Origin of the sequence: Anaerococcus vaginimassiliensis, from assembly GCF_900626155.1 — a bacterium.
GTDB classification, from domain to species: domain Bacteria; phylum Bacillota; class Clostridia; order Tissierellales; family Peptoniphilaceae; genus Anaerococcus; species Anaerococcus vaginimassiliensis.
The window spans coordinates 850,747-868,237 of sequence record NZ_LR130844.1 but is presented as its reverse complement, the minus strand read 5'-3'; the positions used below and the strand labels follow the sequence as shown (position 1 = coordinate 868,237).

Annotated in this window: 21 protein-coding genes and 1 pseudogene; 6 read left to right on the top strand and 16 right to left on the bottom strand. The window is 34.8% G+C overall.

Going from position 1 to position 17,491, the window contains the following annotated elements:
- Window positions 1-41 precede the first annotated feature (41 nt).
- Window positions 42-869 carry a Cof-type HAD-IIB family hydrolase gene (locus E0D87_RS04375; protein ID WP_130819491.1) on the top strand — a complete coding sequence of 276 codons (828 nt, stop codon included), beginning with the start codon at window positions 42-44 and terminating at the stop codon, window positions 867-869.
- A 747-nt stretch (window positions 870-1,616) separates the two neighbouring features.
- On the opposite strand, the pseudogene E0D87_RS09365 reads toward E0D87_RS04375, so the two are convergent.
- The 3 genes and pseudogenes from E0D87_RS09365 to E0D87_RS04365 all read right to left on the bottom strand — a co-directional run.
- Window positions 1,617-2,317, bottom strand: a pseudogene (locus E0D87_RS09365) (transposase); the annotation flags it as partial.
- 142 nt (window positions 2,318-2,459) lie between these two features.
- Window positions 2,460-2,588 (bottom strand): LDCC motif putative metal-binding protein, encoded by a 129-nt coding sequence (locus E0D87_RS09315; protein ID WP_278044792.1) that lies wholly within the window; start codon window positions 2,586-2,588, stop codon window positions 2,460-2,462.
- A 77-nt stretch (window positions 2,589-2,665) separates the two neighbouring features.
- A complete protein-coding gene (locus E0D87_RS04365; protein WP_242618468.1) occupies window positions 2,666-2,839 on the bottom strand; it encodes a macro domain-containing protein in 174 nt (57 codons plus the stop codon).
- A gap of 52 nt (window positions 2,840-2,891) precedes the next feature.
- On the opposite strand from E0D87_RS04365, the gene E0D87_RS09360 reads away from it, so the two are divergent.
- Window positions 2,892-2,987 carry a DUF1232 domain-containing protein gene (locus E0D87_RS09360; RefSeq protein ID WP_423190622.1) on the top strand — a complete coding sequence of 32 codons (96 nt, stop codon included), beginning with the start codon at window positions 2,892-2,894 and terminating at the stop codon, window positions 2,985-2,987.
- Window positions 2,988-3,875: 888 nt separating this feature from the next.
- Here E0D87_RS09360 and E0D87_RS04355 read toward each other — a convergent pair.
- Window positions 3,876-4,367, bottom strand: a complete 492-nt coding sequence (locus tag E0D87_RS04355; protein WP_130819490.1) for a hypothetical protein — start codon at window positions 4,365-4,367, stop codon at window positions 3,876-3,878.
- 116 nt (window positions 4,368-4,483) lie between these two features.
- On the opposite strand from E0D87_RS04355, the gene E0D87_RS04350 reads away from it, so the two are divergent.
- A complete protein-coding gene (locus tag E0D87_RS04350; protein WP_130819489.1) occupies window positions 4,484-5,053 on the top strand; it encodes a DUF3783 domain-containing protein in 570 nt (189 codons plus the stop codon).
- Window positions 5,054-5,138: 85 nt separating this feature from the next.
- On the opposite strand, the gene E0D87_RS04345 is transcribed toward E0D87_RS04350, so the two are convergent.
- Window positions 5,139-6,047 (bottom strand): DNA-3-methyladenine glycosylase family protein, encoded by a 909-nt coding sequence (locus tag E0D87_RS04345; RefSeq protein ID WP_130819488.1) that lies wholly within the window; start codon window positions 6,045-6,047, stop codon window positions 5,139-5,141.
- Entirely contained in the window at window positions 6,047-6,817 is a 771-nt protein-coding gene (gene srtB / locus E0D87_RS04340; protein ID WP_130819487.1) for a class B sortase, read from the bottom strand. Before srtB ends, E0D87_RS04345 begins: the two co-directional genes overlap by 1 nt.
- 95 nt (window positions 6,818-6,912) lie before the next feature.
- Between srtB and E0D87_RS04335 the strand changes: the two genes are divergently transcribed.
- Window positions 6,913-7,146, top strand: coding sequence for a glutaredoxin family protein (locus E0D87_RS04335; RefSeq protein ID WP_130819486.1), 234 nt, complete (start codon window positions 6,913-6,915; stop codon window positions 7,144-7,146).
- Between the two features lie 9 nt (window positions 7,147-7,155).
- A complete protein-coding gene (locus E0D87_RS04330; RefSeq protein ID WP_130819485.1) occupies window positions 7,156-7,959 on the top strand; it encodes a Cof-type HAD-IIB family hydrolase in 804 nt (267 codons plus the stop codon).
- A 47-nt stretch (window positions 7,960-8,006) separates the two neighbouring features.
- Here E0D87_RS04330 and E0D87_RS04325 read toward each other — a convergent pair whose 3' ends face one another.
- The 10 genes from E0D87_RS04325 to trkA form a co-directional block, all read right to left on the bottom strand.
- Window positions 8,007-8,276, bottom strand: coding sequence for a hypothetical protein (locus E0D87_RS04325; protein ID WP_130819484.1), 270 nt, complete (start codon window positions 8,274-8,276; stop codon window positions 8,007-8,009).
- Between the two features lie 92 nt (window positions 8,277-8,368).
- Window positions 8,369-9,076, bottom strand: a complete 708-nt coding sequence (locus E0D87_RS04320) for an aldose epimerase family protein (RefSeq protein WP_130819483.1) — start codon at window positions 9,074-9,076, stop codon at window positions 8,369-8,371.
- A 2-nt stretch (window positions 9,077-9,078) separates the two neighbouring features.
- A complete protein-coding gene (locus tag E0D87_RS04315) occupies window positions 9,079-9,585 on the bottom strand; it encodes a ferritin (protein ID WP_130819482.1) in 507 nt (168 codons plus the stop codon).
- A 2-nt stretch (window positions 9,586-9,587) separates the two neighbouring features.
- Window positions 9,588-9,884, bottom strand: a complete 297-nt coding sequence (locus E0D87_RS04310) for a hypothetical protein (protein ID WP_130819481.1) — start codon at window positions 9,882-9,884, stop codon at window positions 9,588-9,590.
- Window positions 9,885-9,958: 74 nt separating this feature from the next.
- Window positions 9,959-10,603, bottom strand: coding sequence for an epoxyqueuosine reductase QueH (locus tag E0D87_RS04305; protein WP_130819480.1), 645 nt, complete (start codon window positions 10,601-10,603; stop codon window positions 9,959-9,961).
- A gap of 120 nt (window positions 10,604-10,723) precedes the next feature.
- Window positions 10,724-11,113: a 30S ribosomal protein S9 gene (rpsI, locus tag E0D87_RS04300; RefSeq protein ID WP_130819479.1), complete on the bottom strand. Its 390-nt coding sequence runs from the start codon at window positions 11,111-11,113 to the stop codon at window positions 10,724-10,726.
- A gap of 11 nt (window positions 11,114-11,124) precedes the next feature.
- Window positions 11,125-11,565, bottom strand: a complete 441-nt coding sequence (gene rplM / locus E0D87_RS04295; RefSeq protein ID WP_130819478.1) for a 50S ribosomal protein L13 — start codon at window positions 11,563-11,565, stop codon at window positions 11,125-11,127.
- Between the two features lie 203 nt (window positions 11,566-11,768).
- The gene (thiD, locus tag E0D87_RS04290) at window positions 11,769-12,566 is read right to left on the bottom strand and encodes a bifunctional hydroxymethylpyrimidine kinase/phosphomethylpyrimidine kinase (protein WP_130819477.1); all 798 of its coding nucleotides are present in this window, start codon (window positions 12,564-12,566) and stop codon (window positions 11,769-11,771) included.
- 204 nt (window positions 12,567-12,770) lie between these two features.
- The gene (locus tag E0D87_RS04285; RefSeq protein WP_130819476.1) at window positions 12,771-14,246 is read right to left on the bottom strand and encodes a TrkH family potassium uptake protein; all 1,476 of its coding nucleotides are present in this window, start codon (window positions 14,244-14,246) and stop codon (window positions 12,771-12,773) included.
- Between the two features lie 2 nt (window positions 14,247-14,248).
- Window positions 14,249-15,616, bottom strand: a complete 1,368-nt coding sequence (gene trkA, locus E0D87_RS04280) for a Trk system potassium transporter TrkA (RefSeq protein WP_130819475.1) — start codon at window positions 15,614-15,616, stop codon at window positions 14,249-14,251.
- A 296-nt stretch (window positions 15,617-15,912) separates the two neighbouring features.
- On the opposite strand from trkA, the gene nhaC reads away from it, so the two are divergent.
- Window positions 15,913-17,454: a Na+/H+ antiporter NhaC gene (nhaC, locus tag E0D87_RS04275; protein WP_130819474.1), complete on the top strand. Its 1,542-nt coding sequence runs from the start codon at window positions 15,913-15,915 to the stop codon at window positions 17,452-17,454.
- Window positions 17,455-17,491 lie beyond the last annotated feature (37 nt).

Here is a 17,491-nt window from a genome sequence, read left to right as displayed (position 1 = left end):
TATATTTTAATAATTTTTATCTCTTGGGGTATAGTATCCCTATGATTAAACTAATAACTATAGACGTGGACGGAACATTAGTTACCCCACTAAAAAGATTAACAAAAGAAAATATAGCCGCCATTGAAAAGGCAAAAAAAGCCGGAATTCACATAGCCTTAGTCAGCGGTAGGCCCTTTCACAGCATGGTAGATTTAAACAAAAGATTGGGACTTGATAAAAAGGGACACTTTACAATCTGCCAAAACGGGTCCTATGTATTCGACAACTTTAGCCAAAAGCCAATGTTTGGAACATTTCAAAGTCCAAGTGACCTAGTAAAAGTAGCAAAGCTATTAGAAAACTATAGGCTCGATATATCTGCCATGGACGGGGAGAATTTCTATTCAAACAAGAAAAGAGCAAATATTTATACAAAGATAGACGCCAAAATCCACAAGATGCCCATAAAAATAGTTGACTATGAAAATTTGCCAGAAGATATGGAGTTTGGGAGGTTTATGGCACTTGGATCTAAGGGTGAGATAAAAAGATTTGTAGAAAATATGCCTAATGAAATAAAAAATAACTACTATCCAGTCCAAACCGCACCATTTTTGGTAGAAATAATGAACAAAAATACCAACAAGGGTTACGCCATTTCACAAATGGCAGACAAACTCGGCTACAAAATGGAAGAAGTCATGGCAATAGGAAACGAAAAAAACGACATACCAATGCTAGAAGCAGCAGGCTTTGCAGTAGCCATGGGAAACGCCGTAGACGAGCTAAAAAAACACGCAGACTATATAACAAAATCTAACCTAAAATCAGGAGTAGGCCACGCCATTGATATGCTCCTTAAAAATAACAAAGAGAAATTCAGCTAAAAGCTGGATTTTTTGTTTGGGGATAATTGGAGAAGATATTTCTAATAAGATTGTAGCAAGGATATTAGTGATATATTCTCTTGTAACTTTTCATTCCTAATGGGTCTCGATAATAAACTGATGATAGACTAATCCATCTTCCCCCCAAATACGTCATTCCTAATGGGTTTGGTCACAGTGAACGTTAGTGAACTGATGACAGCCCTTAATCAAGGCTTTTCGAGGTGAAGCGGAGCTGAGCCCGAAAACTACTGTCGACAGAGCGACTATAAAGAGCGACGAGGATTCTACAGTTTATACGCCGCAGTATAGATGAACCCGAAGAACCTACTGGAGATCCTCACGTCGCTTCGCTCCTCAGGATGACTATTTGAGAGAACATACCCCCAACTTTGTCATTCCGACAGAGAAACCACAAGGTTTCGACGAGGAATCTATAGTACATACTCCGCAGTATATATGAACCCGAAGTACATACTGGAGATCCTCACGTCATTCGCTATCGCTCACTCCTCAGGATGACTTATTTTGGAGGCATCAATCCATTAACCCTGTCATTCCGACAGAGCGACTATAGGGAGCGACGAGGAATCTACAGTAAATTATTGGCTTATTTATATCCTTATAATTGCATACCCCCCCCAAATCAACACAAAAAAAGAGGGGCAATCCCCTCTCTCATATTTTCTAAAGTTCTTTTATCTCTTGGTATTTTTTGATTTCGTAGGCGTATTTTCTGCTTTGTGCTTCTAGTCCTCTTTCTTTTAGATCATTTAATACTAAAGCCAGTATTTGCTTGATTCGTTTTCTCCAACCCATAGTCCTAGTATTTCTTTAAATCCTTCTAGGTTGTAGCCTAGGTCAATGTAGACTGATTTTTTGACTACTATATTGCTTTCTCTTACGTGGTAGTGTATAGCGTCTAAAAAGACCATTGGATAGATTTTTTCTATTGGTCTATTTTGCCATTCTTCTACGTTTGGTAGTATTTTTTTGTTATTTTACTTACCATTGTTTCTGATATGCCAAAACCATAAATATCTTTGATGTGATATGATATGTCTCTTGTTGTCAGGGTCTGCCCCAGCCAATAATATCCAACGAATGAAATGAGTTGATGATATTATTAGGCGAGGGTATTCCTTTGCCATACATTGATATTATTTGATTTTCTATGTTTGATATGTCTTTTTCATATTTCTTTAATGATTGTGGTTCAAATGTTCCTTCTCTATCTCTTGGTATGTTTAAATCTATATTTCCATATGATGATCTAACTGTTTTTTACTAGTACCATTTCTTGTATTTAATGATAGTGGTTTTTCTCCATATTCATAGTCTAAATGCTCATCTAATTCTGCTTTTAAAAGTTCTTCCATTGTATCGCCTAAAAGATATTTTAGTGCTTCTTGAATATCTTGTGAACTTTTAGGCTGATATTCTTCAATTCACATTTTTGCTATTTTGCTTCTTTTTGTCTCTGGTCTTTTTCTTGGCATAAAAATTCCTCCTGATTAGTTTCACTTACCCTAATCAGGAGGTTTCTATACACAAAATTTTACACAGTCTCCGCCATGGTCATTTTTTTCTTTATTTATATTCTTTTTTGTTCATTGAACAACAATCTAATCTTTCATTTCCAAAAGATTTTTTATTTTCTTCTGCTAGATTTTTCAAGAATTTTTCCCATCTATTTTTTATTGATAAAAATATTTTCATATTTTACCTCCTCGGGTAATTATTTGTAAATTTTCTACAATAATATTTATACTGGAAAAAATTATTTTTTTCAATTTTCATATCCCTTTTTCCAATCCCATAATTAAAGACAGGATATCTTTTACAAAAGTGGAAAGATAAACTTCCATTTCATTATCTTTTAAAAATTCATCGATTGTTCTTTTTGCTACAAAAAACGCATCTTTTTCTGGAAATCCATAAATACCTGCAGAAATTAAAGGAAAGGCTATAGATTTTATTCCCTTTTCCTTTGAAAGCTTTAGAGAATTTCTATAAGCAGTTATGCCTGCCGATTTGATAAATGATATGATTCCTTTTTTAGGAATTTTGGATGATGCAATCGTCTTTCCATTTCTAATTTATATAACAAGAAAATGATCCCAGATTCAGTTATGGATAAGGAAAAAATTGAATATGTAGAAGAAAATAAATAAAAAGGAGCTAAAGCTGGATTTTTTGTTTTGGGAATAATTGGGGAATGTCATTCCGACAGAGTGACTTAAATGAGCGACGAAGAATCTCGAGTTTATACTCCGCAATCTAGGTGAACTCGAAGTACCTACTGGAGATCCTCACGTCGGTCGTTTCACTCCCTCCTCAGGATGACTAAATTGAAGAGTATTAATCCTCCCAACCCTGTCATTCCGACAGAGCGACTACAGGGAGCGACGAGGAATCTAGAGTTTGTACCACGCAGTTAATTTGAACCCGAAGTACTTACTGGAGATCCTCACGTCAGGGCTTTCGCCCTTCCTCAGGATGACAGGTTCTGGGGATTTTTTCCTAAATTAGTCATTCCGACAGAGAAACTGCTAGGTTTCGACGAGGAATCTAGAGTACATACTCCGAAGTATAGATGAACCCGAAGTACCTACTGGAGATCCTCACGTCGGTCATTTCACTCCCTCCTCAGGATGACTGGTTTGATAGATTGCTATTCCCACAACTTTATCATTCCTAATGGGTCTGGTCACAGTGAACGTCAGTGAACTGATGACATCCCTTACGGATTTCCACTCCCCCAATCCCGTCATTCCGACAGAGCGACCTAAAGGAGCGACGAGGAATCTAGAGTTTGTACCACGCAGTTAATTTGAACCCGAAGTACCTACTGGAGATCCTTACGTCGCTTCGCTCCTCAGGATGACAAGTTGGGGAGGAATCTACAGTTTGTACCTCGCTCATTTAATAAAAGGAGATTTATAAATCCCCTCCTCAAAACAAGAACAAAAAAAGAGGGGCTACATTTCCCCTCTCTCATATCTCCTATAGTTCTTTTAGTTCTTGATATTTTTTGATTTCGTAGGCGTACTTTCTGCTTTGTGCTTCTAGTCGTCTTATGATTTTTTCTATAGATCTTGCAGCTTTGTTTATATCTAGCTCTTTCATTCTTATATTTGTCCTAAATGCGATATCTGCTATCTTGCCATTTATGTCAGAGTATTCTGAAATTTTGCTTGGTAAGTACACCATAGCTGCAAGCTTCTCATCAAATAACAAGAGGTCTCTATGAAAATCTAGGATGGCTTTTTGACTTCTATCTAGATTTTTATTTACTGAGTGAGCCTTGTTTCCTCTCATGAAATTGCCTAAGAAATTTCCTCTAAAGATATTTAGACCTGTAAAGTCAGATTTAGATCCAACTTTTCTACCTGTTGTGTTTAATAGCCTTAGGACAGATCTTGCTTTTATTATCATCTTGTCAACTTGGATTTTATTCTTGTTTACTTCTTCCATTTTTAGTCTTGTTTCAGTCATTGTATCCTCCATTGGATTATTTACTTTATTTATACCCATTTTCTTTAATTTTTAAAGTTTGTCTTATAGCTTATGATCAGTATAGTTATAATGTATATACAAAAAGAGAGGTAAATATGGCTGAAATTTTATATTATAATCCAATAGATATGGATAAATACGATAGATTTAAGAAAATTGCTGATGAAAAAAATATCAAGATTGTTGAGGTTGGCAAAGACCACCTTGATGATAAAATTGGACATCTGTTAAATATTGAAGGTTTTGATGAAAGTCACACTCCCGCTAAAGAGGAAGATTACGACCTAGACTTTGATTTTATTTTGTTTAATGGTTTTGAAAACGAAGAACTGTTTGAGTTTTTAGATGTCATTAGAGAAAATGGAGCTGGCGTTCAACACAAGGCTGGTATTACAGAAAATAATGTCAAATGGACACTCAGAGAGCTTCTTATGGAAAATGATAGAGAAGCAAAGACTATGGGACTGATCCATAAGATAAATAGTCTAATAGAAAAGGCAGAAGGGTTAAAACAAACTTACGGCGAAGATGAGAAGGTTACAAGTCTAATAGATGAAATCTTGACTTACTTTAATGATTCTTCGATATTTGAGATAGAAACCGCACAAAAATACTACCTAACTCTCCTAGATGAGGTGCTTAGGGTTGAGAAAGAAAACGAATAGGACAAATAAAAAGAGCAGTTATTAATTATATACTGCTCTTTTTACATACATATTAGGAATAAGTTTAAATTATTTCCAAAGACTTTTATTTACCTATTTTTTCTTCTCTTCCATAGTAGAAGAGGTATTGTTGGGTGTAACCTGCAAGATCTCCAAAGTATTTTCTTGCGTAGTCGTCTACCTGTTTTTTGGGAACTTCTTTTTTAATAAATAAAGCTTCCATTACTCTTTTGATCCACACATCTACTGGAAATGTTTCTCTCCTGTGGTAGGCAAATAATAAGATACAATCTGCAACCTTTGGACCAATTCCAGGAAGTTCCATTAGTTTTTTCTTTAGATCAGCACTGTCTAGCTCTTGGTCTTTGTCAAAGTCTAGTGCCCCTTCATAAATCATGCGACTTGCTTCTACTATTCTTTTGTCCCTAAATCCAACTCTCGCATATTCTCTCAATTCTTCTGGACTAACATTCATTAAATCTTCCGCTTTTGGGAAGGAATAATATTTTCTCCCCTTATATTCTCCAATGAACTTGCCATATCTTTCTGAGATTATCCTAACTGCTTTTTTTATCCTAGGGATTTGGTTGTTGGCAGATATTATAAAGGAAATTGTCGTTTCAAATAGCTCTTGGTTTAGGATTCTTATCCCATAGCCGTAGTCTGTCGCTTTTTTAAGTGTTTCATCTATGGCTATTTCTTTCTTGATTTTCTCATAATCAGTGGATAGGTCAAAATAATCGTAGAAATATTCATAGAAATCCTCTTCACTGATATCTCTAATGAGGCTGCTACCATCTTCTAATTCTAAAACATTTATAATCTTATCTAAAAAAACAGCTGTATATGATCCATCTTCTTCCTTGTGGAAGTTAAAACATTGCCCACATTCAAAAATATGAGTCGGATTAAAAGAGGCCTCCCTTAGGATAAGCCCCTCATCTGTTTTTTCTAAATTTATCTTTCTTTTCTCTAAGCTTTGGTATCTGTTCACTATTTTATCCTTACTGCATGTACTGCAAGTCTTTGATCGTCATAGTCATATTGGCAAGTAGATAGAGTTACGATTGTATCATCTTCTGTAAACTCTCTACTTCCAAGGTCTACTTCTGAGTTGTTTTGAAGTTTTTCAAAGTATGGAATCTTGTCAGCATCATACATAAACTCCAAGGTTCTGTAGTCATAATCTGAAGGGATTCCGTAGGCAGAGAATATTTCATATTCCCTAAGACCTTCTTCTGTTGTGATATACATTGTAGTATGTTTTTCTGCAAAGTCTTGCTTTCTATATTGGTCAAGCGGAGTAAACATTGACTCAAGCTCCAAATGGTGACCGTAGATTACGGTATTATCATCATTTAAATCTGTATTGTTGTTAGTATCCATAAAGATGGATCCTGCCAAGTCATACTCCTTGTTAAGTCCTTTTCTTAGGTAAAAACTATTATCATCTGCATGGAGAAGTGGGTATTTGATAGGTGTGCCAGGTATTTCTATAACAGCAACCACATCTGAGTTTTCTTCCTTAAACTTCTTTAGTAGATATAGGTTTTGTTTTTCTAGCTTTTTAAGCTTCTCTTCTGGACTAAGGTTTTCGTCACCATCACCTATTTCGTCTTGACTTTCCTTGATAAGCCCTGCTATATGTTTATTATTTTGTATATTGGTCCAATAATCGTAGCCTCTCTTTCCAAGGATAGCTAGGCATACTATGATTACGATTAAAAGAATAAATCTAATAACCTTTCTTAATGTTTCTTTCATTTAACCACCTTTGTCATATCTTTAAATTTATCTTATTCTTAGTATAATATACTATAATGAAGATATTATGAAAGTTTAAAAATAAGGAGTATACAATGAAAGATTATAAATTATTTGTAGGAACTGTTTGTCCTTTCTGTAAAAAAGTAGAAAACTTTATGGAAGAAGAAAACATCGAACTAGAAGTTGTAAATATAAATGAAAATAGAGAAGCTATGGAAGAATTAATAGAAAAAGGTAGCAAAAGACAAGTTCCTTGCCTCTACCACGATGGCGAATATCTATACGAATCAGACGATATAATTACTTTCCTAAAGGAAAATAAATAAGGAGAATAGATGATAAAGTTAGTAGCATCAGATATTGACGAGACCTTAGTCGATATAGACAAAAACGTACCTCAAAGAAATATCGATGCCATCAAAAAAGCCAAGGATCTTGGAATTATCGTAATGCTTGCCACAGGTCGCGGGACTTACGAGTTGTTTGATATACCAGAGCAAGCTGGTGTCATAGAAGATGACAGATTTGTTATTTGTTGCAATGGCGCAATAATAATGAACCTCGTAACAAAAGAAATAGTTCATTCCATGGGCCTAAAATATGAATACGCCAAGGCAATCCTTGACTACGCCTACGCTAACGGTCAAACTTGTTATATCTATACTGTAGATAACAAGTACGGTCTAAACCTAGATCGTGATTCCTATGCAGAAACTCAAATAACTGCCCTAGAAGATAACAATATAGACTTTATAAAGGATAAAATAATCCTAAAAGCTATAATAAAAAACAAGGATATGAACTATCTGCAAGGTTTAGAGGTAGACATAGCAAAACTAACCAACTATGATGTCGAAATCGCCTATTCTTCTGATATGTTTATGGAAGTAAACGCCAAAGGAGTAAACAAGGCAGTCGCCCTACAAAAAGTCTGCGACCACTATGGAATAGACATCAAAGATACCCTAGTCATTGGCGATAACTATAATGATGTCAAAATGCTTGAGGCAGCTGGAACATCTGTTGCAGTTAAAAACGCCAGACTTCAAGTAAAAGACTCAGCCGACTACGTAGCAGAATCCACAAACGTCGAGGGAGCCGTGGGAGAAGCAATAGAAAAATTTATTTTAAACAAATAAAAAGAGCTTGGAATAAATTCCAAACTCTTTTTTCTTTTCTAATTTCCCTACCAAACTTCGTAATTTTCTTTGTAATATCTGTATCCAAAATATATTAATAGACCTACTAAAACTACTGGTAGGAGCTTAACTGCAAGGCCTACAAAGCCTCCTACTAACATAAGTGGAAGAAGAAGTATACCAACAATTAGAAGGATTGGTAGACAAACTACAGCTAAAATTAGCCCTAGAAGTCCAAAGCCTAGCTTAAATATAAATTTGAAAATCCCAACTCCTAATACTGGTAATAGTATAAGAGCTATTAATGCTTGTATCATAATCTCCTCCATCAATTTTATTAATATCATTATACAGATATTTAGAAAATTTTCAAGTTATTTAACTTATATTAAATTGTTCTTTAATTATTTTAATTTTCTTTAACTACAATATCAAAGCTTTGAGTAAATATTTCATTTGGATTAAGATAGTAAACTTCTTTGTCTAAATCCATAAAGCTTTTGCCGTTGTATGTTGGCTCAAGGCAAATGTATTCTCCAAGAAAATCTGACCAAATAGTATAAACCGACACATTTTCCTTGCCTAAAATATCTATAGAAAAATCTTTAATCTTAAATGATAAGTCTTTCTTATCTATAAAAATTGAATCTGGAAGATCTTCCTTGTTGATAGTTACACCACTGATGGAAAGATCTTCATAGCTTGTCTTAAAATATGGGTGGAAGGCTGGAGCTAGCGGAACTTTTTTATCATCTTTATTTTCTACTATAAGTTTTACTTCAAGCCTATTATCTATTAGTTTGTAACTAATCTTAAATAAAACATTTTCGTAAGATCCTATTCCTTCCAAGCCCAAAACAAGATAATCTTCGCCTTCTTCTAGGCTCTTCCAAGTCAAGTCTCTCCCAAAGCCGTGGCTTTTTAGTTCGTTTAATAAATTATCATCAGAAAAATTAGGGGCGCATACATGCATACCGCCCCTAATTTTGTAGCTATCAGCCATTTTTAGACGAGATTTTGGGAAAAATACAGACTTTTCTCCGTAAGATAAGTCTTCCACATAAGCCCCGTCTAAATTTATATGAGCTTCTAGCTTATTATTTTTAATTGTTTTCATTATTAAGCGATATTTGGTTCTGTTGGTTCTGGTCTTTGGCCAAGTTCAGCATCAAGGATATAGATTGAGTGCCAATCATCTCCAACTCTTTCTAGTCTTGTGATGATTTTGTTAAATGTTTCTTCTTCTTCAACTTGTTCGTCGATGTACCATTGGATAAAGCTTCTTACTCTTTCATCAACACCGTTTGCTTCTTTGGCAATGTTTGTGATTCTTCTAGTAACTTCTTTTTCGTGTTCTAGAGCAGATTTCATAACATCAAGAACTGATTCATAGTCTCCTTGTGGTTTAGCGATTGCTTCATATACTGGTTTGTATCCTACAGATTGAAGGAAGTTTTTCATACCTTCTCCGTGGAAGATTTCTTCTGATACTTGGTGGTCTAACCATGTTGTAAATCCATCAAGGTCAAGGTCATCTGTGTAAGCTGCCATAGCCTTGTAGAGGTAAGCAGATTCAAACTCAAAGTTCATTTGTTCATTAATTAAATCCATAATTTTTTTGTCCATAATCATTCTCCTTCTTCAATGTAATTATCATATAGGACATATATCCCATATATTTTCATGTTTCTTCTGATTATTTCTTCAATTATCCTTGTAATTGAGCTTGGGAGGATATCAATAGTAAAAGAATGGTCCTTGATTGTAAACCTATTAGATTTTATAATAGCTTTATCACTCAGTTCTTTAAAAATATCCAAGGCCACAGACCTTTTGAAACTGTCATCTAAGTCGAAAGTGACAGGATAGACCTCACTTGTCTCTTTCTCATCTATAATTTTTTTGATAAGCAGTAAATCTTTCATAATCCTCTCCTAATAAAATATTACCCATTTATCAAAAAAACTAACTTTTTACTATTATTATCTTTTATTTATAACTAATCGTTTTTTTCTTTATTTTCCTTATGTTTTTCTTCCATTTCTCTAAAAGAAAATACGCATCCACAATAGTCTTGCCTATAGAGGTCGTACTTTTTAGAAAGCTCTATGGATTTCTTGTAGCCATTTTTCTTCTTAAAATCAGAATACAAATATTTGACACCGTATTCTTTTTCCAAGTCCCTACCGATTTCATTTAGCCACTGGCTATTTTTATATGGTGAGATAGACAAGGTTGTAGAAAAATATTCATAATCATTTTCTCTTGCGTATTTTGCAGTCTCTTCAAGCCTTAATTTATAGCAAGCATAACAAGCATCGCCACCCTCGTGATCGTCTTTTCTTTTTTCTGCAATTTCAGCAAAATCAGCCATAGAATTTTCCGGAAAAATTATCTCTGATTCTATATTCAAATCGCCTTTTAGCTTTCTTAGGGTGTCAACTCTCTTATCTAGTTCACTTGCTGGATAAATCATAGGATTATAGTAAAACATGTCAATTTCAAAATCATCATATATCCTGTCTATAACAGCGGTTGAGCAAGGAGCACAACAAACTTGCATCAAAAGCTTGGGTTTTTTCCCATTTTTTCTATTTTCTTTTATAATCTCTTCCATCTTGAGATTGTAATTTATCTTCTGCATAAAACCTCTATATCGTAATATTAAATTTATTATACTAGTTTTAGCTAATCTTTATAAAAAAATAAACCGCAAGATAAGTCTTGCGGTTTTGTGTTTTGTATATTGTATAAAAGTAAATAATTATCTCTTTGAGAATTGAGATGATTTTCTAGCCTTTTTAAGACCAGCTTTCTTTCTTTCTTTCTTACGAGAATCTCTTGTAAGGAATCCTGCTCTTTTTAGGGCTTGTCTATAGTCAGGGTTTGCTATGATTAGAGCTCTCGCGATTGCATGTCTAATAGCACCTGCTTGACCTGTATATCCACCACCGTTAACATTGATTTTGATATCATAGTTGTTTAGGTTTTCTGTAAGTTCAAGTGGAGATTTAGCTATTACTTTTAATGTATCAAAGTTAAAGTATTCATCTAAGCTTTTTCCGTTTACTAATAGATTTCCGCTACCAGAAACCATAGTGCATCTAGCTACAGATGTCTTTCTTCTTCCTGTTGATTGTATAATATCTGCCATCTAAGTCCTCCTTAATTTAATTCCAAAACTTCAGGCATTTGGGCTTCGTGATTGTGTTCACTGCCAGCATACACTCTAAGCTTTTTAGCCATAGCTCTGCCTAGTTTGTTGTGTGGAAGCATGCCTTCTACAGCGTGAGTTACGATTCTTTCAGGATTTTTAGCTTTCATATCCTTAAATTTAGTAATCTTTAGTCCGCCGCTGTATCCTGAGTATCTTTGGTATTCTTTTTGGTCTTCTTTGTTACCAGTAAGAACGACTTTGTCAGCATTGATAATAATTACATAGTCTCCAGTATCATAGTGTGGAGTAAATGTAGGTTTGTTCTTTCCTCTTAAGATTGCTGCAACTTGACTAGCTAGTCTACCTAAAACTTGTCCTTCTGCATCAACGACATACCATTTTCTGTCGATTTGATCAGGAGTTGCAGTCCATGTTTTTTGATGTTTCATAAAATTCCTCCTATAAATTTTTCGCCTACTATATTTAGACACCGCTCCTAGTAGGTGGCGGCTTTACTCGTCCTGACATTTATTTATAATCGCATTCAGGATTTGCGATTTCATCGAAAAGCTTCATAAAAGAAACCTTAAGTCGACTCACATATAATACTACAAAAGCCTTGATTTGTCAACTATTATTTATCTTTTTTCTACTAATTCTTATATTCTTCCTTTAGGTCAAAAGCGTGATTCATAGGTCCAGATCCTTTTCCTAAGTCTAGTCCATCTCTTAGGCACCCTTCAAGGTAGGCTTTAGCCTTTTTAATTGACTCATAGAGATCATATCCCTTAGAAAGATTTGCAGCTATTGCTGATGATAAGGTACAACCTGTACCGTGAGTATTTGGATTATCAATTCTTTCTCCATTTATCCAAAAGCCCTTATTATTTTCAAAGAGAAAATCATTGGCATCATTTATGGCGTGTCCTCCTTTTAAGAGAACATTTGTCCCATATTTTTCGAAAATATATTTGGCTACTTTTTCCATATCGTCTTCGCTTTTGATTTTCATCCCTGAAATTAATTCTGCCTCTGGTATGTTTGGAGTAATAAGAGTCGCAAGAGGGAAGAGTTCTTCTATCAAAGTTTTTATAGCGTCATCTTTTAGAAGTTTCGCTCCTGAAGTTGCGACCATTACTGGATCTAGGACTATATTTTTAGCCTTGTAGTAACTTAGTCTTTCTGCTATTACTTCTATTAGCTTTTTGTCGGATACCATGCCGATTTTGACTGCATCTGGGAAAATATCTGTAAATACTGCATCAATTTCCTCTTTTAAAAATTCTGGGCTTACATCCATTATTCCTGTAACGCCTGTAGTATTTTGAGCTGTTAGGGCTGTGATAGCCGATTCGGCAAATACTCCATTAAAACTCATAGCCTTTATGTCTGCTTGTATTCCTGCTCCGCCAGATGAATCAGATCCTGCAATTGTTAGTCCTACTTTCATATTTCCTCCTATTATTTTTACATAAAAAAAGCAGAAGACTTTATTCCATAAACAAAGTCATTCTGCTAAATTCTCACGTTCCTCCGTTGGCATTATCCAAATCAGGTTAGGTCGAGGGTACTACCCTCCTCTCAGATCTTTCAAGAACTCCCTTGCTTTCAATATTCTAAGTCAATTTTAATTCTTTTGTATAATTTTGTCAAACTACAATAGTCTGTGGTTTTTACTTGTCAAATTTTTGTAGGTGGTTGGTGCAAATAGAAGAATCATTGGGTAAAGCTCTAGTCTACCAAAAAGCATGGCAAAGGTTAAGACTAGTTTAGATAATTTACTCATTGATTCAAAGGTAGTTATTGGACCAAAATCAATTAGTCCAGGCCCTACATTATTGTAGGTTGTAGCTACTGCAGAAAAGGCTGATTCGAAGTTGTTAGTTTCAAGTGTTATGATTAGCATAAATACTACAAATAACAATATATAGACAAGGATATATTTGTTTATTGAATCTTCCACATCTCTATCTACTTTCTTGCCGTCCATTTTATTTACATTTACTCTTAGAGGATTGATTGCCTTTCTCACTTGATTGATAGCTGATTTAAAGACAACTACGCACCTTGATACCTTTAGTCCACCTGCAGTTGATCCTGCAGATCCACCTATAAACATAAGCAAAATCAATATATTTCTAGAAAATAATGGCCAAGATCCAAAATCTACTGATACATAACCTGTAGTTGTAATTATAGAAGATACTGTAAATATAGATGATACTCCAGAGTAGATTTCATCGTGATACATACTTCTTACGTTAAAATAAATTAGTAGGGCAGAAACACCAACTATACCCAAATACCACCAAAGTTCTTCACTCTTGAAGGCTTGTTTGGCTGAACGAAATAGGGCAAAATAAAAGATATTAAAGTTTACACCAAAGGCTAACATGGCAATGGATAGAATAATTTCAATATATCTTGAGTCATAATAGCCTATGGACGAACCTCTGTTTGAAAATCCACCAGTTCCAGCTGTTCCCATGGCATGAATTATAGCATCAAATAAATCCATTCCTCCAAATAATAAGAAAATCATCGTAACTATAGTAAGAGCTATATACATTAGATAAAGCACTCTTGCTGTTTGAGATAGTTTTGGAGTTATCTTTCCAAAAGTTGGACCCGGTACTTCTGCCTGCATGAGGTTTGATGATTCTTTGTTTGATTTAGGGAGGATTGCTAGGGTAAATACTAGGATTCCCATTCCTCCAATAAAGTGAGAAAATGATCTCCAAAAAAGAACAGAATGAGGCAAAAGTTCTAAATCGTGAGCTACACTTGCCCCGCAAGTTGTAAATCCACTTGCCATTTCAAAGAAAGCATCTATAACGCTAGGATAGTTACTTGGTGTTAGATATAAGGGGATTGATCCTATAACTGAGAAAACAATCCAGCAGGTTGCAGTAATAAACATGGCCTCTTTGGTAAAGATGTGTCCTTGGCTAGATCCTCTTCTAACTAAAATCATGCCTAATATAAGAGAAATAGCTATGGGAATTATAAAATTTCTAATATCAGTAAAACCTTCTTTATAGATTAACCCAACAAGTAGAGGCAGGCTCATAAGCATAGCCAAGACTTGAAGGAGTTTTCCTATTGTATATTTTATAATTGAACCGTTCATATCTACTCCAATACATCATCTATGACTTGGAAAGTATGGTTAGTTGTTATAACTAAAACCCTATCTCCCAGAGAAATCATAGAATCTCCATTTGGAACTTCGATTTGTCCATCACGCTCCTCATGTTTGATACAAGCTATCAAGGTATCTTCTCTTATATTTAAGTCTCTTAGCTTTTTATTTAGAATATCGGAATGTTCTATGGCAGCAAATTCAATTACTTCAACCTGGTCATCTTCTAATCTATACAAAGATGTAATAGAAGATCCTCTAGCATTTTCCTTACTTCTTATGATTCTATTGATAACGTCACTTGCAACTCTTTTTGGAGTAAATGTTGTGTCTATATCAAGGATGCCTGTCATCTTCAAAAGCTTAGTTCTATTGACCTTGGCAATGATTTTCTCTATTCCGTATTTCTCACCCAATAGAGAAATCAGGATATTTTCTTCATCCATTCCTGTTAGGCAAACCATAGCATCGAAGTTTTCAATTCTAACTTCTTCTAAAACGTCAGGGTCTGATCCGTCGGCATTTATAACAACCGCATCTGAGAACTTCTCGCTAATCTCTTCTGCTCTTTTCTTATCTATTTCTACAACTGTTACTCCAAATCCTCTTTCTAGTAAAAGCCCAGTTAGGTGAGTTGAAATAGCACCCGCTCCAATTATTAGCACATTTTTAATCTCAATCCTATCTAAAACTTCCTTCTTGTAGAACCTATCTGCTCCCTCTTTAGCTCCTATTATATAAATCTTCTCTCCTTGTTCTAGGACATAAGACCCGTGAGGTATGTAGACCTTGCCATTGTTGTTGACAATCCCAATTAGAGTGTGGTATTCAGCTGAATATGCATTTAGATCAGATATCTTTGATCCAACTAGGCTAGAACCTTCAGATATGACAAGCTCCATCATGATAGCCTGATCTCTAAAAAAGCTTTCAACATTTAGGGCGTGAGAGTACTTTAGTGCCCTTTGGATATCCTTAGCTGCAATCATTTCTGGATTTATAATCCTAGATGCTGAGGTTATATCCTCTATGATTTCCTTTTGGTTGATATATTGACTTTCTCTAAGTCTTATGATTATATTTTTTGCTCCAAGTTTCTTAGCTATAGTTGATGCTATGAGGTTTACATCGTCAGATAGGGTAATTGCTATAAACAAATCACAAGAAGAAACATCTGCATCCATCAAGACTTCTGGATCTCTACCGTCTCCAACTATGCCCATCACATCATTACTTGCTAATAATTTATCTAAAACGTCCTTATCATGGTCAATAACTAGTATATCGTGACCTTCTTCTGCTAGGCCACTAGTAAGATAGGAGCCAACCTTACCAGCCCCCAAGATAATAATGTTCATAAATCCTCCTACAATTATTTTAGTATAGCACTTATCTGTTTAAAATCAACTATAAAGTATAGGATTCTTTCTATGGTAACTATACTATTAACTCATTAGTAAAATTTAATTTCTATATTATTTTTGATAAAATTCTTTTCTTAATATATCGAAAACAATTGATGATAGCAAGTAAGATTTTTATTTATTTTATTTTGATGATTTATTAAACTATTTAGATTATTATTGACAAAAGTACATATCTCTTGTAGGATATAAATATGATTTATCACGCTACCATGTTATAAGGAGTTATTATGAAAAAAGAAAAAACTAAAAGGCTTCCTAGTATTTTTGAGGCCTTACTTCCGATTGTTACTATGATTTCACTAATGATCTATGTATTTGTCTTTGCCAAAAAGGATGGCGAACCTATCTATGACGCAGCCCACCTTCCTTTGATGTGTGGGATAATTGTTTCATGTATCGTAGGTCTTATTACTGGAAAAAGCTTTAAGGAAATGTTAGAAGGAATGGTTGAAAGGATTTCTACAACCCTAGATGCTATCCTAATCCTACTAACAGTTGGTATATTAGTTTCATCATTTATGATTTCAGGAACAATTCCTGCCCTAATTTATTATGGACTTGACCTACTTTCTCCCAAATTGTTTTTGCCTATCGGCTGTATTATAACAGCTCTAGTTGGTCTATCTTGTGGGTCAAGTTGGACTGCTACAGCAACTATAGGTATCGCTTTTATGACTATAGGCAAGGGTCTTGGGATAAATCCTGCTATTACTGCCGGCATGGTTATATCAGGTGCCTACATTGGCGATAAGTTCTCTCCCTTATCTGATACAACCAACCTTGCGGCAGGAGTAGCTAAGACAGGTCTTTTTGACCATGTTAGTGCAATGATATCTACAACTGGACCTGTGTTTTTGATATCTCTTGTTTTATATAGCTTTATTGGTCTTAGGGCAAATACTCTAAACTATGATCCAGAGATTGCAGAAGGCATAAAGCTTGCCCTTTCCAGCAATTTTAATATCACTCCTCTAGTTCTTTTTCCTATACTAATAATTATTTTGGTGTGTGTTCTAAGAATAGAAGGACTTGCAGGTGTTATGATTTCTGTTCTTACAGGTATAATCTTTTCTCTGATATTTCAAGAAAAAAGATCTCTTGCAGAAATATTTGCTATCCTCCACTATGGACCTGATATTGTAACTGGCAATGACTTTGTAGATGAAGCTCTAGCAAAAGGTGGTATGGATAATCAAATGTGGACTATAAATTTAATTCTCCTTGCTGTCTCCTTTGGAGGTTCTTTAGAAAAGGCTGGCGTTATAGAAAGACTATTTAGAAAACTAAAAGAAAGAATCAACTCCGTTGGAGGACTTGTCCTTACAACTATGGCTACTTCCATATTTTGTGACGCTACCATGTGCGATCAATTCTTAGGAATAGGAGTTCCTGCTCCCTTGTATGAAGATAAGTATGATGAAATGGGACTTTCTCGAAATATGCTCTCAAGAACACTAGAAGATGCTGGAACCTTGTGGGCTGTTATGTTTCCATGGACAGCATGTGGTGCCTATCAAATGAGAACCTTGGGAGTAAGTCCTTTGGTATTTTTCCCATTCGCCTTCGTAAATCTCCTAAATCCAATCTACGCCCTTCTTACAGCTTTTATGAAGAGAAATATATTTTGGGCAGACGGATCTTATACAAATATCTTTGGCAAAACTAAGATGAAAAAAATGGCAAAAGCACCAGAAAACGCCAAAGCCCACGCCATAAGTAGACTAGAAATATTAAGAAAAGAAAACAAGGCTCCCCAAATCACAAAATAAAAAATCTTAAAATAAATCGTCCCATCACTAGAAAAAT

What these genes read in the sequence shown, in the direction of transcription:
- E0D87_RS04335 (WP_130819486.1), top strand. Translation starts at nt 6,913, where the DNA reads ATGAAAGATTATAAATTATTTGTAGGAACTGTTTGTCCTTTCTGTAAA.
- srtB (WP_130819487.1), bottom strand. Translation starts at nt 6,817, where the DNA reads ATGAAAGAAACATTAAGAAAGGTTATTAGATTTATTCTTTTAATCGTA.
- E0D87_RS04355 (WP_130819490.1), bottom strand. Translation starts at nt 4,367, where the DNA reads ATGACTGAAACAAGACTAAAAATGGAAGAAGTAAACAAGAATAAAATC.
- nhaC (WP_130819474.1), top strand. Translation starts at nt 15,913, where the DNA reads ATGAAAAAAGAAAAAACTAAAAGGCTTCCTAGTATTTTTGAGGCCTTA.
- E0D87_RS04350 (WP_130819489.1), top strand. Translation starts at nt 4,484, where the DNA reads ATGGCTGAAATTTTATATTATAATCCAATAGATATGGATAAATACGAT.
- trkA (WP_130819475.1), bottom strand. Translation starts at nt 15,616, where the DNA reads ATGAACATTATTATCTTGGGGGCTGGTAAGGTTGGCTCCTATCTTACT.
- E0D87_RS04315 (WP_130819482.1), bottom strand. Translation starts at nt 9,585, where the DNA reads ATGGACAAAAAAATTATGGATTTAATTAATGAACAAATGAACTTTGAG.
- rplM (WP_130819478.1), bottom strand. Translation starts at nt 11,565, where the DNA reads ATGAAACATCAAAAAACATGGACTGCAACTCCTGATCAAATCGACAGA.
- E0D87_RS09315 (WP_278044792.1), bottom strand. Translation starts at nt 2,588, where the DNA reads ATGAAAATATTTTTATCAATAAAAAATAGATGGGAAAAATTCTTGAAA.
- E0D87_RS04310 (WP_130819481.1), bottom strand. Translation starts at nt 9,884, where the DNA reads ATGAAAGATTTACTGCTTATCAAAAAAATTATAGATGAGAAAGAGACA.
- E0D87_RS04375 (WP_130819491.1), top strand. Translation starts at nt 42, where the DNA reads ATGATTAAACTAATAACTATAGACGTGGACGGAACATTAGTTACCCCA.
- E0D87_RS04320 (WP_130819483.1), bottom strand. Translation starts at nt 9,076, where the DNA reads ATGAAAACAATTAAAAATAATAAGCTAGAAGCTCATATAAATTTAGAC.
- E0D87_RS04285 (WP_130819476.1), bottom strand. Translation starts at nt 14,246, where the DNA reads ATGAACGGTTCAATTATAAAATATACAATAGGAAAACTCCTTCAAGTC.
- E0D87_RS04305 (WP_130819480.1), bottom strand. Translation starts at nt 10,603, where the DNA reads ATGCAGAAGATAAATTACAATCTCAAGATGGAAGAGATTATAAAAGAA.
- E0D87_RS09360 (WP_423190622.1), top strand. Translation starts at nt 2,892, where the DNA reads ATGCCTGCCGATTTGATAAATGATATGATTCCTTTTTTAGGAATTTTG.
- rpsI (WP_130819479.1), bottom strand. Translation starts at nt 11,113, where the DNA reads ATGGCAGATATTATACAATCAACAGGAAGAAGAAAGACATCTGTAGCT.
- E0D87_RS04330 (WP_130819485.1), top strand. Translation starts at nt 7,156, where the DNA reads ATGATAAAGTTAGTAGCATCAGATATTGACGAGACCTTAGTCGATATA.
- E0D87_RS04325 (WP_130819484.1), bottom strand. Translation starts at nt 8,276, where the DNA reads ATGATACAAGCATTAATAGCTCTTATACTATTACCAGTATTAGGAGTT.
- thiD (WP_130819477.1), bottom strand. Translation starts at nt 12,566, where the DNA reads ATGAAAGTAGGACTAACAATTGCAGGATCTGATTCATCTGGCGGAGCA.